Origin of the sequence: Streptomyces sp. NPDC096205, assembly GCF_044763135.1 — a bacterium.
In the GTDB taxonomy this organism is placed as follows: domain Bacteria; phylum Actinomycetota; class Actinomycetes; order Streptomycetales; family Streptomycetaceae; genus Streptomyces.
This window is the reverse complement of the sequence record NZ_JBIWFS010000010.1, coordinates 69,943-87,644: the sequence shown is the minus strand read 5'-3', so window position 1 is coordinate 87,644 and position 17,702 is coordinate 69,943. Positions and strand designations below refer to the sequence as shown.

Here is a 17,702-nt window from a genome sequence, read left to right as displayed (position 1 = left end):
GCGGGGCGGGCCCGGCGGCACAACCCCGTGGCCGCCGGTTGGGTCCTCACACCGAACCCGGCCCGAAGTCTTTGTCGCCCCCCCCGAATCATTTCCGGCCACGAGTCGCGAATGTGGGGCAACCCTTCCGCCCCCGAGGAGCCCCCTATGAAAACAGCCCGCGCGGTAGCCGCCTGTCTCGCGGCGTCGCTGCTGGCGGCCGGCTGCGGCACTGTCGACGGCCAGGCCGGATCGACCGGCGGTGACACCTTCAGCTTCGCGATCAAGAGCGATCCCGGACTGCTCGACCCCGCCCAGTTCCACAACACCGCCACCTACACCACGCTGTCGCTGGCCTACGACACACTGGTGAACATCGACCGCGACGGCCGCGTCGTCTCGGGCCTGGCCCAGAAATGGGACGTCAAGCCGTCCTCGGTCACCTTCACGCTGCGTCGCGGCGTCACCTGTGCGGATGGCAGCCCGGTGACGGCGAGCACGATCGCCGCGAACGTCGACTACATCACCGACCCGGCCACCAACTCGCCCGCCATCGGTGTCGTGGTTCCCGAGGGCCTGACCGCGAAGGCCGACGACGCGGCCGGCACGGTCACTCTCAGCACGCCCAAGCCGTTCGCGCTCATCCTGCAGAGCACTCGCTACCTGTTCATGGTCTGCGGCAAGGGGCTGAAGGACCGCTCCCTGCTCAAGGGCAGCACGTCCGGATCGGGCCCGTTCCAGCTCACGGAGGCCCGGCCGAACCAGAGCTACACCTTCATCCGCCGCAAGGACTACACCTGGGGTCCCGGCGGGGCCACCGCATCCGACCCCGCTATGCCCGGCTCGGTCGTCCTGAAGGTCGTCGGCAGCGAATCGACCGCGGCCAACCTGCTGCTCTCCCACCAGTTGAACGCCGCGCAGTTCGCCGGTCCCGACCGTGCCCGGGTGACCAATGTCCCGCGCATCTCCACCACCGTCCAGGCCAACGGCACGCAGGAGTTCTTCTTCCACCAGGGCAAGGGGCACCCCGGACACGACCCGGCTGTCCGCAAGGCCCTGCTGCATGCGGTCGACCTGCACGCCCTGGGACAGATCGCCACCGCCGGCACCGGACAACGGCCCACGGGCCTGGTGCTCAAGCCGAATCCCTGCCCTGGGGACACTGTCACCGGGCACCTGCCCGCCTACGACCTGCATGCGGCCGAGGCCGCCCTGGACGCGGCCGGCTGGCGCCACTCCGGCGACGGCGTCCGTAGCAAGGACGGCCAGAAGCTGACCATCCGGATGATCTACGGCACTTCCGGCGGCGAGACGATGGCGGCCGCGGCTGAGTATCTGGCCGACGCTTGGAAGAAGGTCGGCGTCGAGGTGCGGCTGCGGGCGTTGTCGGATGCCTCCTACGACGAGGTGGAAGCGGTCACCCAGGACTGGGACGTGGACTGGGCGCCGCTCGGCGTCACCCTGCCCACCCAGCTGATCGGCTCCCTGTCTGGCCCCTTCACCCCCGACGGCGGAAACTTCGCCCACCTCACCAACACCACGTACGAGGAACTCACTGCCGAGGCGAGCAAGCTCCCGGGTGCCTCGGGTTGCACTCTGTGGGCGCGATCGGAGAGTGCGCTCTTCGAGAGCGGTGATCTCGTCCCCGTGGTCGACAAGACCCTGACCACCGCCGCGTACAACGCCACCTTCCGCATCACGGCGGGGCTGTTCGACCCGACGTCGATCCGCATGACGGGAGCCGAGAAGTGACCACCATGACCGACGCCCCAAGAACGACTCCCGCCCGCCCCCGGCGCGCCGGGCGCGCCGGGCGGCTGACCCCTGTGTTCTTCGTCCGGCACCTGCTGCGGCTGGTCGTCTCCCTCGCTGTGCTGGTCGTGGCGTCGTTCGCCATGATCCATCTGATCCCGGGTGATCCGCTGCGTCAGATGCTCGGCCCGACCGCGCCGAAGGACCTGGTCGATGCTCGCCGCGCGGAACTCGGTCTGAACGACTCGCTCCCGACGCAGTTTCTGCACTATGTCCAGCACGTGTTCAGCGGCGATCTGGGCACGTCGTTCTTCTCTGCCCAGCCGGTGAGCGACATCATCGCCCAGGGCCTGCCCCACACCCTGGCGCTCGGCGTGCTCGCCACGCTCGTCGCGCTCGCCGTGGCGATCCCGCTGGGCATGTGGTCCGCCGTCCGCACCCACCAGGGGCGCCGGCGCAGGACGGAGACGGCCTTCACCACCCTCACCGGGGCCGCCGTCGCCATCCCCGAATACCTCTACGGTCTCGCCCTGCTGCTGGTGTTCGCCCTCGGCCTGGGCCTGCTCCCGCCGGCCGGTCTAACCGGCCCGGCCTCCTACGTCCTGCCTGTCACCGCCCTCGCGATCGCCCCCGCGGCGATGATCGCCCGCTTGTCGCGGGTGGAGACCCTGCGTGAACTGGACACCGACTACATGCGCCTGGCGCACGCCAAGCGGCTGCCCGCCTGGCGGCTGTACGCGGTGCATCTGCTGCCCAACACCCTCACCGCGACCCTGACCATGGGCGGCCTGCTGCTCGGCGGACTGATCACCGGAAGCGTGCTGGTGGAGAACGTCTTCGCCTGGCCGGGCCTGGGACAGCGAACGGTCGAGGCCATCACGCAGAAGGACTACCCCGTCGCCCAGGCCATGATCCTCGTCTACGGCGCGCTCGTCCTGCTCATCAACTTCCTCGTCGACGTCGCTCTAGGACTCCTCGACCCCAAGTCCTCCCTGTCCGCCTCCACCCGCCAGGAGGGCTGATGCGCCGCCTGCTGAGAAACCCCACCGGCCTGCTCGGCACCGGTCTGATCGCCGTCATGATCGTGCTCGCCCTCATCGGCCCGCCGATCTGGGGCGAGGCCGCCGCCCGCATCGACCCCGCGCAGATCAACCAGGGCGCATCCGGCGCCCACCTGCTCGGCACCGACGCCCTGGGCCGGGACCTGCTCGCCCGCACCCTGGTCGCCACCCGCCTCACCTTGGGCCTGGCCTTCCTCGCCACCCTGATCGGCACCGTGGGCGGAGTCCTGCTCGGCGCCCTGCCCTCCCTGCTTCCGCGCAGAGCCGGGCAGATGGTCGTCGCCGCCGTCGACATCCTTGTCGCCTTCCCCGCCCTGCTGCTGGCGATGTTCACCGCCGTCGTCACCGGGCTCGGCGCGCAAGGCGCCGTCCTGGGCATCGGCGTGGCGCTCGCCCCGACCTTCGCCCGTCTCACCCACACCCTGACCGCGTCCATCGCGGGCGCCGACTACATCGCGGCCGCCCGCATGCTCCAGGTGCCGCGCCGCCGCATCCTCACCCGGCACATCCTGCCCAACATCGCCGAACCCCTCATCCTCAACACCGCCCAGGCCATGGGCGCCGCCCTGCTGGGCCTGTCGGCGATGTCCTTCCTCGGCATGGGCGTCCAGGCACCGTCCTACGACTGGGGACGGCTGCTGAACGAAGCCTTCGGGCACGTCTACGTCACCTCCTCCGTCGTCGTCGCACCCGCCACCGCGGTCGCCCTCGCCGGGCTCGGGTTCATGCTGCTGGGCGACACCTTCGCCAAGGCCGCCTCCACCAGCGGCGACCCGGTCGGCGAACCCGTCGACCCCGCCGTCATCCGGGCCCAGGGCCGCCCCGTGCGGGACGCGGTACTCGAGGTCCGCGACCTGACCGTCTCCTTCCCCGGCGGCATCACCCCCGTACGCCAGGTCTCCCTGACCGTGCACCCGGGGGAGATCGTCGGCCTGGTCGGCGAATCGGGCAGCGGCAAGAGCATGACGGCCGCCGCCATCGGGCAGATCGTGCCCTACCCCGGCCTGGCCGGCAGCGCACGCACCCGGCTGTGCGGAGTGGACCTGGACGACCTGAGCGATGCCGAGCGCCGCAAGATGCTCGGGTCGTCGCTGGCGATGGTCTTCCAGGACCCCACTTCCTCCCTCAATCCCGCCCTGCGGGTCGGCGGCCAGCTCGCCGAGGTGGCCACCCTCCACGACGGCGCCACCAAGACGCAGGCGCGTGCCCGCGCGGTGGAGCGACTGCGCCGCGTCCGCATCAAGGAACCGGCCAAGGTCGTCCGCCAGTTCCCGCACGAGCTGTCCGGCGGCATGCGCCAGCGCGCCGTCATCGCCATGGGCCTCATGGGCACGCCCCGGCTGATCATCGCCGACGAGCCGACCACCGCCCTGGACGTCACCGTCCAGCGTGAAGTGATCAAGGTGCTGCGCGAGGTCGTCGACGACACCCAGGCCGGCGCCCTGTTCATCTCCCACGACATCGCCGTCGTCAGTGAACTGTGCGACCGGATCGCCGTGATGTACGCCGGCCGCATCGTCGAGGAACTCGCCGCCGACGCCCTGCACACCGCCCGCCACCCCTACACCCGGGCGCTGATCGGCTCGCTGCCGGACATGGACACCGACCGCTCCAGGCCGCTGACCACCATCCCCGGCCGGCAGCCCTCACCCGCGGACGTCGGCACCGGCTGCGCGTTCACCGACCGCTGCCCGCTGGCCACCGACCGCTGCCGGACCACCCGCCCCGAACTCGCCACCACCGTCAACGGGCACGCGGTGGCCTGCTGGGAGGCATGATGCTCAACGTCAACGAACTCACCGTCCGCTTCGGCTCCTTCACCGCCGTGCAAGGCGTCAGCCTCCAGGTCCCCACAGGGTCGGTCTGCGGGCTCGTCGGGGAATCCGGGTCGGGCAAGTCCACCCTCGCCCGGGCCGTGGCCGGCCTGACCCCGTACCAGGGCACCGTGTCGGGGGTCGAACGCGGCCGCGTCCAGATGGTGTTCCAGGACCCGTACTCCTCACTCAACCCGCGCATGAGCATCGGCGACGCCATCGCCGAGGGCACCCGCGTCCCGCGTGCCCAGCGGCAGGCTGAGGTCGCACGGCTCCTGGACCTGGTCTCGCTGCCGGCCACATACGCGTCCAAGTACCCGCGTGAGCTGTCCGGCGGCCAGCGCCAGCGCGTGGCCATCGCCCGCGCGCTCGCAGCCCGCCCGGAGGTCCTCATCGCCGACGAGATCACCTCCGCGCTCGACGTCTCCGTGCAGGGCGCCGTGCTCAACCTCATCCGTGACCTGCGTACCGAACTCGGCCTGACGATGCTGTTCATCTCGCACAACCTTGCCGTCGTGCGCTACGTCTGCGACACCGTCGCCGTCATGCGTCACGGCGAGATGGTGGAGTTCGGCCCCGTCGAGTACGTGATCGCCACACCCCGGCACGAGTACACCCGCTCCCTGCTGGACGCGGTCCCGCGTCTGACCCACGCCTGACCCTGCCCCGGCCGCCCGGCCGCCCACCACACCGGCGGCCGGGCCGATCAATCCCACGCCCTTCGTGCGAAAGGCTCCCTTGTGTCCTTGGACCTGCATCGCCGTGCCGTCGTCGCCGACGCGCACAACGACCTCCTCATGGCCGTCGCCGCCCGACCCCCGCAGCGCTGGGGCAGCTTCTTCCGGGAACGCTGGCTGCCGCAGCTGCGCGAGGGCGGCATCGACATCCAGGTCCTGCCGGTGTTCATCGACGACCAGTACCGTCCCGAAGGGGCTCTGCGGCAGACCCTGCGCATGATCGAATGCGCCCACGTCCTCGCCGAGGCCAACGCCGACCAGGTCGCCCTGTGTCTGACCGGCAGCGACATCGACGCCGCCCTCGCCGGCGACAAGATCGCCCTCGTTCTCGCCCTGGAGAGCGCACCCGGCGTCGACGCCTCGGTCGAGCTGTTCTCCACCCTCTTCCGGCTCGGCGTGCGCATCGCCTCCATCGCCCACTGGGGCCGCACACCGCTGGCCGACGGCAGCCGGGAGGACGCCACCGGCAGCCGGCTCACCGTGCCCGGTATCGAGGCGCTGCGCCAGATGGAACGCCTGGGCATCCTCTTCGACATCTCCCACCTGGGGGCCAGCGGTGTCGCGCACGTCCTGGAGCTGGCGACCCGGCCGCTGATCGCCACCCACTCCTGCGCCCGCGCCCTGCGGGAGCACCACCGCAACCTCACCGACGACCAGATCCGCGGGGTGGCCGGCACCGGCGGCGTGGTCTGCGTGAACTTCGTCCCCGACTTCCTCACCGACACCCAGGAGAAGGTGAGCGTCGACCGGGTCGTCGACCACATCGAACACATCATCTCCGTGGCCGGCATCGACCACGTCGGTCTCGGCTCGGACTTCGTCCGCGAGGTCATGCACGATGTCACCCCGCCCTGCTGCGAAAACCTCGACGATGAGGACCCGATGTTCGACTTCCCCGGCCTCGAGGGCCCGGCCGGCATGCCCCTGGTCACCGAGGCACTCGTACGCAGGGGCCTGGCCGAGGAGGACATCTTGAAGATCCTGGGCGGGAACATGCGCCGGCTGATGGGCAAGCACATGGGCTGACCCCTCATGCACCCCGCACACAGCTGCCCGGCAGGCCGCACTGCCTGCCGGGCGCTCGCGTTCTCGTGGCGGATTGGGATCCGGGCACGAAGTGGCCCTTCACGTTGTCACCGCAGCACCAACCTGGCCCTGACCAGGGTGTTTAGCGTGACGGTCATCCCACCCTGGAGGACTCACCCGTGCCGGCTGACCACAAAGCCTTCTCCGCGCCAGCGGACCATACGACCGATCTTGACACCATGCTCGCCGACCTCGAAGAACTCGTGACCTGCGAGTCCTACTCCGCCGACCACGCCGCCGTCGCCCGCAGCGCACAAGTCGTCGCCGAGCAGGGCAGCCGGCTGCTGGGCGCCAAGCCGCAGACGCTGGTCATCGACGGCGTCACCCATGTCCAGTGGACCTTCGGGACCCCGCGCGTGCTGCTCCTGGGGCACCACGACACCGTCTGGCCGATCGGCTCCCTCAAGACCCACCCCTGGTCTCTCGAGCAGGGTGTCGCCCGCGGCCCCGGCGTCTTCGACATGAAGGCCGGCCTGGTCCAGATGTTCCACGCCCTGGCCTCGCTGCCGTCCCTCGACGGGGTGTGCGTGCTGGTCACGGGCGATGAGGAGGTCGGCTCCGACACCTCCCGCCCCCTGATCGAGGACCTGGCCCGCCGGTGCGCGGCCACTTTCGTCCTGGAGCCCTCGGCCCCGGGCGGTGCACTGAAGACGAGCCGCAAGGGCGTATCCCTCTACGACCTCACGGTCCACGGCCGCGCCGCGCACTCCGGGCTCGAACCCGAGAAGGGCATCAACGCGGCCACCGAACTCGCCCACCACGTCCTGGCCCTGCAGCACATCGCCGACACCGTCAACGCCTCCACCGGGCCCGGAACGACCCTCACCCCGACGGTGATGTCCGCCGGCACGGCGAGCAACACCGTCCCCGCCCGCGCCCAGCTCAACGTGGACGTCCGGGTCCCCACCGCCGCGGCGCAGGCGGCCGTCGACCAGCACATCCGGACCCTGCGACCGCACACCCCGGGCGCCCGTCTGCAGATCGACGGAGGCCCCAACCGGCCGCCCCTGGACCCCCACACCTCCCAGGCGCTGTTCGCCCGTGTCACCGACCTGGCCGACCGGCTCGGTATCGCCCCTGTAGCCCAGGCGGCCGTCGGCGGCGCATCCGACGGCAACTACACCGCCGGAGCCGGCTGCCCCACCCTCGACGGCCTCGGCGCCGTCGGCGACGGCGCCCACGCCGACCACGAACACGTCCTCACCGCCACCATGCCGGACCGCACCCGGCTCCTGGCCCACCTCGTCGGAGCACTGCAATGACCAGCCTCGAACTGCGCGAACTCCACGGCATCGAGGAGCTCGACCACGTCGCCCAGCTCTTCGCCGAGATCTGGGGCACGGTCGTCGAGCGCGCCCCCATCTCCGCGGAAGTCATGCGCGCCCTCGCCCACGCCGGTAACTACGTGGCCGGAGCCTACGAGGACGGCCGGCTGGTCGGAGCGTCCGCCGCCTTCTTCGGCGAGCCCGTCGGCACCAGCCTGCACTCCCACATCACCGGCACCGCCCAGGGACGCGGCATTGGCCTGGCCCTCAAACTGCACCAGCGCCAGTGGGCGCTCGCCCGCGGGATCAAGCGCATCACGTGGACCTACGACCCGCTGATCCGCCGCAACGCCTACTTCAACCTCGTCAAGCTCGGCGCCCGCCCCGAGGAGTACCTGACCTCGTTCTACGGCGCCATGGACGACGCCATCAACGGCGGCGACGAATCCGACCGCGTCCTGACCGCCTGGGACCTGACCGCACCCGCCGAGCCCTGCTCCGTACCCGAGGGGACCGACGCGCTCGCACTGCCCAACGGCGCCGTCCACGGTGTCCGCAACCGCGACGGCCAGCCCGAGGTCGGCCCAGTCGATGCCGACACCATCCTGATCGACCTCCCGAACGACATCGAAGCCCTGCGCCGCACCGACCCGGGCGCGGCCCGCGCCTGGCGCCTTGCCGTCCGTCACACCCTTGGCGACCTTCTCGCCGACGGAGCCCGCGTCACCGGCTTCCACAACCGGCGCAGCTACGTCGTCCACCGCGCCGCCACCCCTGTCCACTGAACCCCCGCACCCCCGCACCCCCGCACCCCTGGAGTCCACCCACCATGAGCACAAAGATCTCCGGCGTCGAGCTGCGCCGCATCACGATGCCGCTCCTCGCCCCGTTCCGCACCTCCTTCGGCGTCGAGACCAGCCGCGACGTCCTGCTCGTCCGCGTCGTCACCTCCGACGGCATCGAGGGCTGGGCGGAGTGCGCGGCCATGTCCGAGCCCCGCTACTGCTCCGAGTACGTCGACGGGGCCCAGGACGTCCTGCGCCGCTTCCTCATCCCCGCCCTGCCCAAGGACGGCGTCGACGCCGCCGCGGTGGGACGGACCCTGGAGCCCTTCACCGGCCACCACATGGCCAAGGCCGCGCTGGAGACCGCCGTGCTGGACGCCCAGCTCCGCATCACCGGCGAGTCCTTCGGCTCCCACCTGGGCGCCGCCCGCGACCGGGTGCCCTGCGGCGTGTCCGTCGGCATCATGGACTCCATCCCCCAGCTCCTCGATGCGGTCGAGGGATTCATCTCCGAGGGCTACGTCCGGATCAAGCTGAAGATCGAACCCGGCTGGGACGTCGAACCGGTCCGCGCCGTCCGCGAGCGCTTCGGCGACGACCTCCTCCTCCAGGTCGATGCCAACGCGGCGTACACCCTCGTCGACGCCCAGCAGCTCGCCAAGCTGGACGACTTCGGCCTGCTCCTCATCGAACAGCCCCTCGCCAACGACGACATGGTCCAGCACGCCCAGCTCGCCAAGCTGCTGCGCACCCCCGTATGCCTGGACGAGTCCATCGAGTCGGCCGCCGACGCCGCCGCGGCCATCTCGCTGGGCGCCTGCTCGATCATCAACGTCAAGCCGGCCCGGGTCGGCGGCTACCTCGAGGCCCGCCGCATCCACGACCTCGCCCGCGCCCACGGCGTCCCCGTCTGGTGCGGCGGCATGCTGGAGACCGGCATCGGCCGCGCCGCCAACGTCGCCCTCGCCGCCCTGCCCGGCTTCACTCTCCCCGGCGACACCTCCGGCTCCCACCGCTACTTCGCCACCGACATCACCAAGCCGTTCGTCCTCTCCGACGGCCACCTCGACGTCCCCACCGGCCCCGGTCTCGGCGTTGAGTCGCTCCCGGACGTCCTGGAGGAGGTCACCACCTCCAGCGAATGGATCGCCTTCTAGACACCGGCGTCCGGGCCCCGGGCCTATCGGCCCGGGGCCCGGACGCGCCGGGCGGGCGGCGGCCGCCCCCTTCATCGCCGGAGACGAATCTGCCTCCTCGCATTCAGACCAGGCCACCAAAAACCAGGGCCATCGGATGCCGATACTCGGACTACGCCAACGCGGCGTCCGAGTACAGCTAAGGCCCCTCTGAACCAAGCCCGGTACCGGCCCGCAAACACGCACGAAGCGCACGCCGACACGGTGCAGGCCGACCGCGCACCGCTTGCCCGCACCCAGCCGGACCACCCACCGAAACGGCCGTGCCCGCTCCCGCCGGGATCACACGCCTGCGTAGAAGGTCCACCCGATGTTCATTTCCTCTACCGCCTCATCCGCCGCGGTCCCGTCCCTCCCCACCCCGCCCGGCACGGCAGCAGGCGAGAGCCCCGCCGCCGGCCGCCCCTGGAGGACGGCGCAGGAGCGTATGCTGCTGGCCAGCCGCCCCGAGAACGTCCGAGACACCCGCAGCTGGCTGCGGGCCGTCCTCGAGAGATGGGCAGTGTCCGAGGACAGCGCCCAGTCGGCAATGCTGCTGCTGAGCGAACGGGTCGGCAATGCCGTTCTGCACGCCCGCGATACCAGCCGCGTGCTGGTCACAGCCAGGCTGCGGTGGGGCCTGGTGGAGTGCGAGGTCGAGGATCAGGACCCGAACTGGGGGACCGGGCGCACCGGCCGCGGTACGGCAGAAGCCGGCGTCCCCGGCCCCTGCCCCACCGGTCAGCGGCCGGACCGCGTCCCCACGGGGCGACAGGACGCCGGAGACCACCGTCGAAGAACCGGCCGAGTCCGGCCGAGGGTTGCCGCTGTTGGACGCGCTCGCCATCGCGTGGGGCGTCTGCCGCCACAGCCGAGGCAAAACCGTCTGGTTCGTCCTGCCATACACGCCGGCCCCGTGACCGGTCGGGCTCGTCGGCACGCTTGAGGCCGTACGGCGATGAGTACACCGTGCATTTGCGGTGCCGCCACGGCCACGCTCCCGCTTTCACCTCGCGTAGGGCTGTTGTCCCGGCGACTACGACGGCAGACCCAGCATGCTCACCGCTGTTCGCCGACACCGCCGTCATTGACCTCCCGGAGGCCCGCGGTCAGGCGCCGACATAGGGGACCGGTGAGCTGGAGGCCGCGTTCGGTCAGCTGCCCAGGGCAGGCAGTCGACGTCTTCGTCGGCATCATCGACCTGCCCGGCCGCCGCTGGGCGGGGCAGGAGACCCTGCCCGCTGGGACGCTTGATCGGCGAGCTCCTGATAGGTAAGACGGACTGCACTGCTCGGCTTGTCCTGCGCCACGAAGTGCCCGGGCCGGGTTCAGGCAGTTCCACCAAGGCAAGCGGGCACACAGGCACCATAGTGAGATCACCGCTTCGCGTGACGGTCGCGGAACGAGCAAGGCAACTACGGTTCCGCCCATGATGTGCAGAGCCCTAGGCGCCGCCGGCTGGCTCACCCTGCCCCTCGGCACCGCTCAGGCTCACAACGCCGCCGGACCACATGCCGCCACTGGTATCCCATCGGCGTCCGGCGCGAGATCCCACCGTGCATCCGCGGCGGAATCTCGCGCCGTCTCAGCAAGGCGGGCGTATTGTCCATATACGCGTGACGTTCGGTGTGACTGGTGCGGGGCAGGGCTCTCGGGGCCCGTTCGCTCGCCGACCATCTGACGACATCGGAAGCTGGCAACCTGGACGCCCTGGCCGACAGCCTCATCCACCACGCCGAACACTCCCCCCGCCACGACGACATCGCCCTGCTCCTGCTCCGGCCCGGACCGAATGCCGTCAGCGGCCCCACCACAGCGGGTCGCTGACGGCGTTCCTGTGATCGGGATCCGGGCGTGGTGGCACCGCGACGGCAACCACCTGGAGCTGAACACAACGACTTGACGGGGAACGCGAAAAGGACGGAACTGGGCGTGCTCGACGGCCATCCGCACCATGGACTGACTGTCTCCGAGTTCGTTCTCCGACGTGCGCCCCGGCCTGACGGCACCCGGCTCTCCGTCCTGTACCCGCCCTTCACACCTTCGAGCCCGTGGCAGCACCGCCGCGAGCGAACCAGGGCCGTGCTCATGGTCAACCCGATCCCGGCGAAAGGCGCCGCCCTCCTGCACCAGCTCATCCGCCGCATGCCCGAGCAGCGCTTCACCCTGGTGGAAGGCTGGTGGAACACCGCCGAGCAGTTCGCCGGTTACCCCAATGTGACCTACGTGCCCAGGGTCTACGACATGAGTCCCCTCTACCGCAGCCACCGCGTCCTGCTCGTGCCGTCCGCAGTGGAGGACGCCTTCCCCCGGGTGATCATCGAAGCCGCGCTGCACGGGACCCCGAGCATCGGCACCGACCGCGGCGGCATCCCCGAAGCCATAGGCAACGCGGGCATCGTGCTTCCCGCCGCGGCCGATGCGGAAGAGTGGGCGGACGCGATCCGCACCGCTGACCACCGCACCCTGGGTGAGCAGGGTCGGCAACGAGCGGCAGTCCTCGCGCGTCCCCGCCTGCCGGACCTCGAAGGCCTCGGGATCTACCCTGCGGCGACCGCGTCCTCGACCTGATCCAGCCGGTCCGTCCACCAGTGCAGCAGTGCCTCGTCCGCCGTGAACAGGTCGTCGAAGGAGAAGTCACCGCGGTCGTAGTGGAACTCCAGCTGCCAGAAGTCAGTCATCCGCTTCCACCACAGCCGCCGAGCACCATCCACCAGCGCAGACCGCTCCAGCGGCACCACGGACCGGTAGCCCCCGACGAACGCAGACACCCGCGCAAGGTCGAACACCCCGCCGACACCGAACTGGACCTGAGCTGTCCGTACGACCTCTTCCGCGTACGGGCGCACCGCGATCCGGTCCCAGTCCCGGATGGCGGCAAGCGCCCCGCCTTCCCAGAGGAGATTCCGGTACTGCACGTCGCCATGCGTCCACCCATGGTCACCCTCAGGCGTCGCGGATCGCGGACAGTGAGCGTTTTCAGAGTGGCCACTGAATGGGTGACGGGATCGACGTCCGCAACGCACGAGGCTCCTGTGCCGTTGAGAGAGGTGTTCGACGTCTCAACTCATCAGCGCAGGAGCCTCGTTGGTTCCCTATCCTGCCGTACTCGACCTGCCGCATGCCCTCGTCGAGTGGGTAACCATGCTCATCGTCACCTGTGAGGGTGACCGCCGCTGCAAGCTCCCGCCCCACCAGCGTGCCCTCGTCGGCCTGATCTACCTTCGCCGCCACGACCCACTCGCGCAGATCGCCGTCGGCTTCGGGATATCCGTCGGCACCGACCACGCCTACGTCAAGGCCGTCGTCGAGCATCTGTCCCGAAGGGCGCCCGGCCTCCTGCGCGTCCTGCGCGAGACCGATCCCGACCACGTCCTGCTCGACGGGACCCTCGCCGAATGCGACCGCGTCGGCGACAGCCGTGCAGACTTCTCGCAGAAGCACCGCCGTCACGGCGTGAACGTGCAGGTCGTCGCCAACCCCGCCGGCAAGCTGCCCCTTTCGGCGTCCTCGCGTGACGGGGGGTCCTGATGATCGTTCCTTCGGTCATGAAGGCAACCAAGCATGCACTCGCTGCCGCCGTGCTCGCCGCCGCGGCGCTCGCGCCCCTTCCCGCCCTCGCTCACGCGGCTGCTCCCGCAGCAGCGGTGCAGGCACCGGGTGACCGCCGGCCCCCTCTGCCCCACACCACGGACGAGGCGTTCAACCAGGAGTGCCTCGCCGCGCACAACTCCTACCGTGCCCAGCACGGCGCCCCGCCGTTGGCCCTGGACGACGCGGCCATCGAGCACGCCATCAAGCGCGCCCAGGCCGCTTCGACGCTGGACGGGCTCTCCACGCCGCCGGGGCCGGGGTCGAAGGGGTACGGGGAGAACCGCTACTGGTTCGCGACCTACGAGAACGAGCCGGCGACGTGCGCGGAGGCCGTGCAGCTCTGGTACGAGGCCCGCTGGACGGGCGGCTACGACTGGGACCGGCCCGGCTACTCACCCGACACCGCCTCCTTCACACAGGTCGTGTGGAAGGACACCGACGTCATCGGCTGCGGCCGGGCCTCGGGGTATCCGGAGGGCGGGGAGTCGCACCAGACGTTCATCGTCTGCAACTACAGTCCCGCCGGGATCGTCATCGGCAAGTTCCGCGAGAACGTGGGAAGGCCGGTCGGCGAAGGCTGAGGCCATGGCCGGGCTCTTTGCCACCCTCGGTCGGAGAGGTGGTCCGGAAGAAGCGACCAGGCGGTTTCGTTTGGATCAGCGGGCGGACCAGAGGAAGATGCCCGCGATGTGAAGTCCGGCGAGGTAGATGGTCGCGGTTTTCTCGTAGCGGGTGGCGATGCCGCGCCACTGCTTCAGTCGGTTGATGCACCGCTCGACGGTGTTGCGCTGCTTGTATGCCTCGCGGTCGAAGGCCGGCGGTCTGCCGCCCGCCTGTCCGCGCTGCCGCCGGTTGGCCTGCTGGTCGGCCCGTTCCGGAATCACCGCGAGGATGCCGCGTCTGCACAGGTGGTCGCGGATCGCGCGGGAGGAGTACGCCTTGTCAGCCAGGACTAGGTCCGGCCTGGTGCGGGGCCGTCCCAAAGAGCGGGGAACGCGCAGACGGGCCATGACATCCGTGAAGGCCGGTGCGTCTCCGGCCTGACCGGCGGTGAGGACGAACACCAGCGGCCGGCACCGGCCGTCGGCCGCGAGGTGGATCTTCGTGGTCAGTCCGCCGCGGGACCGGCCGATGGCATGATCGTCCGGCTCTCCGGCCGGGGCCCCTTTTTGCGGGCTCCGGCAGCGTGCTGGTGAGCGCGCACGATGGTGGAGTCCGTCGGGTTCCTCATGGCCTTCTTCCACATCGACTGGACCGGCAAAAGCACCGACTTTCGCTCCGGACTCTGGCGTCTCAACATCGCAGACGGAAAGCAGGGCCGGGGCTACGGGCGCTTCGCAGTGGAGTCCGTAGCTGCTGAGATCCGGCGCCGAGGTGGCACACGCCTGACTACCACCTGGCATCCCGGACCGGATGGCCCCACAGGCTTCTACCTGGCGCTCGGCTTCCGACCAACCGGCGAGACCAGCGGAGACCAAACGGTTGGCATGCTGGAGCTGGACTGAACCCGGGTCTTTCGTCACTCCTGCACCAGCCACACGAACGACGTCCCGCTCTATGCACTTGGAAACTCAGTCGGTGGCACCCACCAGCAGTTTGGTTCAAAACCACCTACTGAGTGGGGCATCGCCTGGCCCCCGCCCAAGGGCTGGAAGAACGAGCTGACCGCACGCCGGCAATCCGCTCAGCACAGCGGCTGCGCCCTACAGCATCCGGCCGGGCCCCGCTCCCGGACATCCTCGACTTCGGCTGGCACCCACGCGCTGCTGCTCGGCTCCGAGGTAGGCCACCGGGTAGGGCTGACCGCCGTCGGAGTGGCCGGCTCAGATCTGTAGCCGCGAACAGCCTCGGCGGGTACAGACCACGCCGGCCAGCCTGGTGTCGTTCTCGTCGTACATCAGGATGTAGACCTCCAAGACGCCGCCCGGGCGCGCAATCTGCAGTGGTCCGCCCCAGGACGGATTCTGCCCGCCCGCGTACGCCCACGGGCTGCAGAGGACGGGCGGGTCCGACACCACGTCGCCGTTAAACCCAGTGGCGCAGACCTGACGTCGGCCGCTCGCGGCGTGGACGACGCCGGACACGCTGGCGGTGTACCCGTCGGAGAAGTTGATCGTTCCGGTGGCGGTGCTGTTGCCGTAGGCGAAGCCGTAGGGCATGGACACGGGGGCGGCTTGCGCCGGCGCGGCGAAACCGATCGCCGCCATCAAGGCCACCACCATCACCATCAAGAGCTTGCGCATGGCTCTTCCTCTCCTCGGACGAACATGGGCGCCCGGACAACCGGGTAGGACACCCGGTTGTCCGTCGGAAGAAGCCAATCAGCAGCCAACGGACCCCTGCTAGAGCGTGAAGTAGCCACGTGTTCAGCAAAAGACCGAAATCCTCTACTCGCCCACGCGCGAACACGAGACGTTGTCGGCAGTCTTGGACATTCGCGGCTGCTGCGGTGGGGTGGATCGATGATGCCGGAAGCGTTTCACGTGTGGGCATCGGTCATGGAGCGAGGAGCACTCGTTTCCTCAGGAGTGCGAAGCCGGCTCGGCCGAACATCTGACGTTTGAGCATCTTGATGCGGTTGACGTGTCCTTCCACGACCCCCGAGTTCCAGGGCAGGGTGAGTCCGGCGATGACCGCGGTCCGGTCGCGATCGATGCCGCGGCGAGGGTGTGGAGGCCGGGCAGGTCGTCCTGGCGGACTGGGTCGAGCCACTCGAGCAGCCGTTGACCCTGCCGCTCGGTGAGGATCTGGGCGAAGCAGCGGATATGTCCGGCGAGAGCTTCCAGTTCGGGGCAGTGCGCCAGGACGGCCTTGAGCCGGAAGTGTTTGACCTCGGGGAGGGAGTCAGGGTGGCGGAGGATCCAGCCGGCGACGGTGCGGGGCGCGGGCGGGGGTGCGGTGACCGGATCGACCGAAAGGCGTTTTGTGCGGAAGTAGGCGCGAACTCGCTGGTAACTGCCTCTGTAGCCGAGTGGCACGATCTCCTCCCATGCCTTCCATGCGTTAGTGCAGTCGGGCCACGGTCTGGCTACGGTTCGAGGAATCCGAGTGCCTGTGCGGCGAATTCGTCGTGGTACGGGAAGTTGCCCCCGGTGTCCGGTGTCCGGTGTCCGGTGTCCGGCGTCCGGGTAGAGGGGGAGGAGTTCGCCCCGGGGGAGCCGCGCGGCGAGGTCTATTGTGTTCTCGCTGGGCACCATCCGGTCGCGTTCGCCGTTGGCCGCCGGGACCGGCCGGCCGATGTGGGACGGGTCGGCCGCTGGCTGGAGGCCCCGATGGCGGATGGCCCTCAGCTGGGCACGGAACGACGTTGGCGAGATGGCTTGGTCGCGGTCGGCTGTACGCTCCTTCAGCCGTTCCACGAAGGCGCGCGCTTCTTTGCGGCCGTGCTCGGTGTCGGTGAAGTAGAGGAACTGTTTGGGGTCTTTGCGGGTCAGGAAGCCCTTGAGGATCTCCTGGAGGGTGAGCGCGGTGACCTTGTTGATGCCGGGGTCTGCGGCGGGGCCTGTGCCCGCGAGGATGACCTTGCGCACCGGCTGCGGCTCCTCTGCCGCGATGGCCTGGGCGGTGAAGCCTCCCAATCGTCAGGTCGAGCAGGTCGGCCTGCTCGAAGCCCAGGGCGCGGATGAACAGCACGGCATCGCCGGCCATCGCCTCGACAGTGTCGGGCGTGGAGCCGCCCGACGCGCGGGGCCCACTGGACGGGTTCGTCGATGCCGTGCTCATCGAGGATCGTGCGCGCCGTCTGGGTGAGTAGTTCGGCTTCGGCTGGCAGGATGCGCCGGCGGAAGCGCTGGTACTGCTGGCGCTGCGCTCCGGCTGCCGGCGCGAGGGCCGAGTGGCCGAGGTGTGGCGGTGAGCCCGTCAGGGCTGGAAGATCCAGCGCTGGGCGTGCGCGACGGTGGGGGGCTTGGGTCGAGCGCAGGCGGCGCTGCAGATCGCTCCAGCAGCGTGGGTCGGTGAAGCGGGCCTGGTTGGTCCACAGGGCGCGGTGGCGCGCGTAGTCGATGAGGGCGCCGTGCCGGTCGAGGTGGTCGGCGAGGAGGATCAGGGCGTGCAGGACGTCGGCGCAGTCGCTGCGGCGGGTGATGTCGGCGAGCAGTAGTCGGTGAGGTCCACGATCACGTCACCGTGTGGGTCGTCGGAGGGCTGGGTGCAGGGGCTCGTTCGCCAGGAGTGCGGGGGAGACGAGTGAGCCGAGCAGGCCGGGGCCTGTATGGGCTGATCAAAGCGTCCGCACGGTAGGTGCGGTTTCGCTCGGGTGATCGGAAGTAGAGGCGCATGCGGTCGGAGGCGGTGATGACCACGCCGGTGAACAGCGGCTTCCATTCCACGCTGCGACAAGCCTTTCCGGTCTACCTCTGGCCCTCCCACCCGACGCACCTCCAAGAACTGGCCGCTGAGCAGTCCGTTCGCTCGATGACGATCAGCGCCACGCAAAGCCGTGCCGCCTGTAC

Annotated in this window: 15 protein-coding genes and 3 pseudogenes; 14 read left to right on the top strand and 4 right to left on the bottom strand. The window is 69.9% G+C overall.

Annotated features, from left to right (window positions below; genetic code table 11):
* Positions 1–147: 147 nt before the first annotated feature.
* The 10 genes from ACIQ6Y_RS32255 (at position 148) to ACIQ6Y_RS32210 (ending at position 12,225) form a co-directional block, all read left to right on the top strand.
* Complete coding sequence (locus ACIQ6Y_RS32255; protein ID WP_404044333.1) at positions 148–1,731, top strand: ABC transporter substrate-binding protein; 1,584 nt, start codon at positions 148–150, stop codon at positions 1,729–1,731.
* Between the two features lie 5 nt (positions 1,732–1,736).
* Positions 1,737–2,753 (top strand): ABC transporter permease, encoded by a 1,017-nt coding sequence (locus ACIQ6Y_RS32250; RefSeq protein WP_404044331.1) that lies wholly within the window; start codon positions 1,737–1,739, stop codon positions 2,751–2,753.
* Positions 2,753–4,570: a dipeptide/oligopeptide/nickel ABC transporter permease/ATP-binding protein gene (locus ACIQ6Y_RS32245; RefSeq protein ID WP_404044329.1), complete on the top strand. Its 1,818-nt coding sequence runs from the start codon at positions 2,753–2,755 to the stop codon at positions 4,568–4,570. Before ACIQ6Y_RS32250 ends, ACIQ6Y_RS32245 begins: the two co-directional genes overlap by 1 nt.
* Positions 4,567–5,265 (top strand): ABC transporter ATP-binding protein, encoded by a 699-nt coding sequence (locus ACIQ6Y_RS32240; protein WP_404044326.1) that lies wholly within the window; start codon positions 4,567–4,569, stop codon positions 5,263–5,265. The genes ACIQ6Y_RS32245 and ACIQ6Y_RS32240 overlap by 4 nt, the downstream gene beginning before the upstream one ends.
* A gap of 81 nt (positions 5,266–5,346) precedes the next feature.
* Entirely contained in the window at positions 5,347–6,369 is a 1,023-nt protein-coding gene (locus tag ACIQ6Y_RS32235; protein ID WP_404044323.1) for a dipeptidase, read from the top strand.
* A gap of 239 nt (positions 6,370–6,608) precedes the next feature.
* Positions 6,609–7,691, top strand: a complete 1,083-nt coding sequence (locus ACIQ6Y_RS32230) for a M20 family metallopeptidase (protein ID WP_404044320.1) — start codon at positions 6,609–6,611, stop codon at positions 7,689–7,691.
* On the top strand, positions 7,688–8,479 hold the full coding sequence (locus ACIQ6Y_RS32225; protein WP_404044318.1) for a GNAT family N-acetyltransferase: 792 nt from the start codon (positions 7,688–7,690) through the stop codon (positions 8,477–8,479). Before ACIQ6Y_RS32230 ends, ACIQ6Y_RS32225 begins: the two co-directional genes overlap by 4 nt.
* Before the next feature lie 44 nt (positions 8,480–8,523).
* Entirely contained in the window at positions 8,524–9,636 is a 1,113-nt protein-coding gene (menC, locus tag ACIQ6Y_RS32220; protein WP_404044316.1) for an o-succinylbenzoate synthase, read from the top strand.
* Positions 9,637–9,985: 349 nt separating this feature from the next.
* Complete coding sequence (locus tag ACIQ6Y_RS32215; RefSeq protein ID WP_404044314.1) at positions 9,986–10,600, top strand: ATP-binding protein; 615 nt, start codon at positions 9,986–9,988, stop codon at positions 10,598–10,600.
* A gap of 1,142 nt (positions 10,601–11,742) precedes the next feature.
* The gene (locus tag ACIQ6Y_RS32210; protein WP_404044312.1) at positions 11,743–12,225 is read left to right on the top strand and encodes a glycosyltransferase; all 483 of its coding nucleotides are present in this window, start codon (positions 11,743–11,745) and stop codon (positions 12,223–12,225) included.
* On the opposite strand, the gene ACIQ6Y_RS32205 is transcribed toward ACIQ6Y_RS32210, so the two are convergent.
* The gene (locus ACIQ6Y_RS32205) at positions 12,195–12,680 is read right to left on the bottom strand and encodes a phosphotransferase (RefSeq protein WP_404044310.1); all 486 of its coding nucleotides are present in this window, start codon (positions 12,678–12,680) and stop codon (positions 12,195–12,197) included. The two genes, ACIQ6Y_RS32210 and ACIQ6Y_RS32205, sit on opposite strands and share 31 nt — an antisense overlap.
* Before the next feature lie 61 nt (positions 12,681–12,741).
* Here ACIQ6Y_RS32205 and ACIQ6Y_RS32200 point away from each other — a divergent pair.
* Positions 12,742–13,149, top strand: a pseudogene (locus tag ACIQ6Y_RS32200) (transposase family protein); the annotation flags it as partial.
* Positions 13,150–13,202: 53 nt separating this feature from the next.
* Positions 13,203–13,829, top strand: coding sequence for a CAP family protein (locus ACIQ6Y_RS32195; RefSeq protein ID WP_404044308.1), 627 nt, complete (start codon positions 13,203–13,205; stop codon positions 13,827–13,829).
* Between the two features lie 75 nt (positions 13,830–13,904).
* Here ACIQ6Y_RS32195 and ACIQ6Y_RS32190 read toward each other — a convergent pair.
* A pseudogene (locus tag ACIQ6Y_RS32190) lies at positions 13,905–14,464 on the bottom strand (IS5 family transposase); the annotation flags it as partial.
* A 1-nt stretch (position 14,465) separates the two neighbouring features.
* Between ACIQ6Y_RS32190 and ACIQ6Y_RS32185 the strand changes: the two are divergent.
* Positions 14,466–14,753, top strand: a pseudogene (locus ACIQ6Y_RS32185) (GNAT family N-acetyltransferase); the annotation flags it as partial.
* Between the two features lie 318 nt (positions 14,754–15,071).
* Here the strand turns inward: ACIQ6Y_RS32185 and ACIQ6Y_RS32180 are convergent.
* Together ACIQ6Y_RS32180 and ACIQ6Y_RS32175 are read right to left on the bottom strand one after the other, a co-directional pair.
* Positions 15,072–15,491, bottom strand: coding sequence for a hypothetical protein (locus ACIQ6Y_RS32180; protein WP_404044306.1), 420 nt, complete (start codon positions 15,489–15,491; stop codon positions 15,072–15,074).
* A gap of 279 nt (positions 15,492–15,770) precedes the next feature.
* Complete coding sequence (locus ACIQ6Y_RS32175) at positions 15,771–16,778, bottom strand: alpha/beta fold hydrolase (RefSeq protein ID WP_404044304.1); 1,008 nt, start codon at positions 16,776–16,778, stop codon at positions 15,771–15,773.
* Between the two features lie 377 nt (positions 16,779–17,155).
* Between ACIQ6Y_RS32175 and ACIQ6Y_RS32170 the strand changes: the two genes are divergently transcribed.
* Positions 17,156–17,350, top strand: a complete 195-nt coding sequence (locus tag ACIQ6Y_RS32170; protein ID WP_404044302.1) for a hypothetical protein — start codon at positions 17,156–17,158, stop codon at positions 17,348–17,350.
* The last annotated feature ends 352 nt before the right edge of the window (positions 17,351–17,702 follow it).

Excerpts from the sequence above, each read along its gene's own strand:
- ACIQ6Y_RS32255 (WP_404044333.1), top strand. The coding sequence starts at position 148 with ATGAAAACAGCCCGCGCGGTAGCCGCCTGTCTCGCGGCGTCGCTGCTG.
- ACIQ6Y_RS32250 (WP_404044331.1), top strand. The coding sequence starts at position 1,737 with ATGACCGACGCCCCAAGAACGACTCCCGCCCGCCCCCGGCGCGCCGGG.
- ACIQ6Y_RS32245 (WP_404044329.1), top strand. The coding sequence starts at position 2,753 with ATGCGCCGCCTGCTGAGAAACCCCACCGGCCTGCTCGGCACCGGTCTG.
- ACIQ6Y_RS32240 (WP_404044326.1), top strand. The coding sequence starts at position 4,567 with ATGATGCTCAACGTCAACGAACTCACCGTCCGCTTCGGCTCCTTCACC.
- ACIQ6Y_RS32230 (WP_404044320.1), top strand. The coding sequence starts at position 6,609 with ATGCTCGCCGACCTCGAAGAACTCGTGACCTGCGAGTCCTACTCCGCC.
- ACIQ6Y_RS32225 (WP_404044318.1), top strand. The coding sequence starts at position 7,688 with ATGACCAGCCTCGAACTGCGCGAACTCCACGGCATCGAGGAGCTCGAC.
- menC (WP_404044316.1), top strand. The coding sequence starts at position 8,524 with ATGAGCACAAAGATCTCCGGCGTCGAGCTGCGCCGCATCACGATGCCG.
- ACIQ6Y_RS32215 (WP_404044314.1), top strand. The coding sequence starts at position 9,986 with ATGTTCATTTCCTCTACCGCCTCATCCGCCGCGGTCCCGTCCCTCCCC.
- ACIQ6Y_RS32210 (WP_404044312.1), top strand. The coding sequence starts at position 11,743 with ATGGTCAACCCGATCCCGGCGAAAGGCGCCGCCCTCCTGCACCAGCTC.
- ACIQ6Y_RS32195 (WP_404044308.1), top strand. The coding sequence starts at position 13,203 with ATGAAGGCAACCAAGCATGCACTCGCTGCCGCCGTGCTCGCCGCCGCG.
- ACIQ6Y_RS32180 (WP_404044306.1), bottom strand. The coding sequence starts at position 15,491 with ATGCGCAAGCTCTTGATGGTGATGGTGGTGGCCTTGATGGCGGCGATC.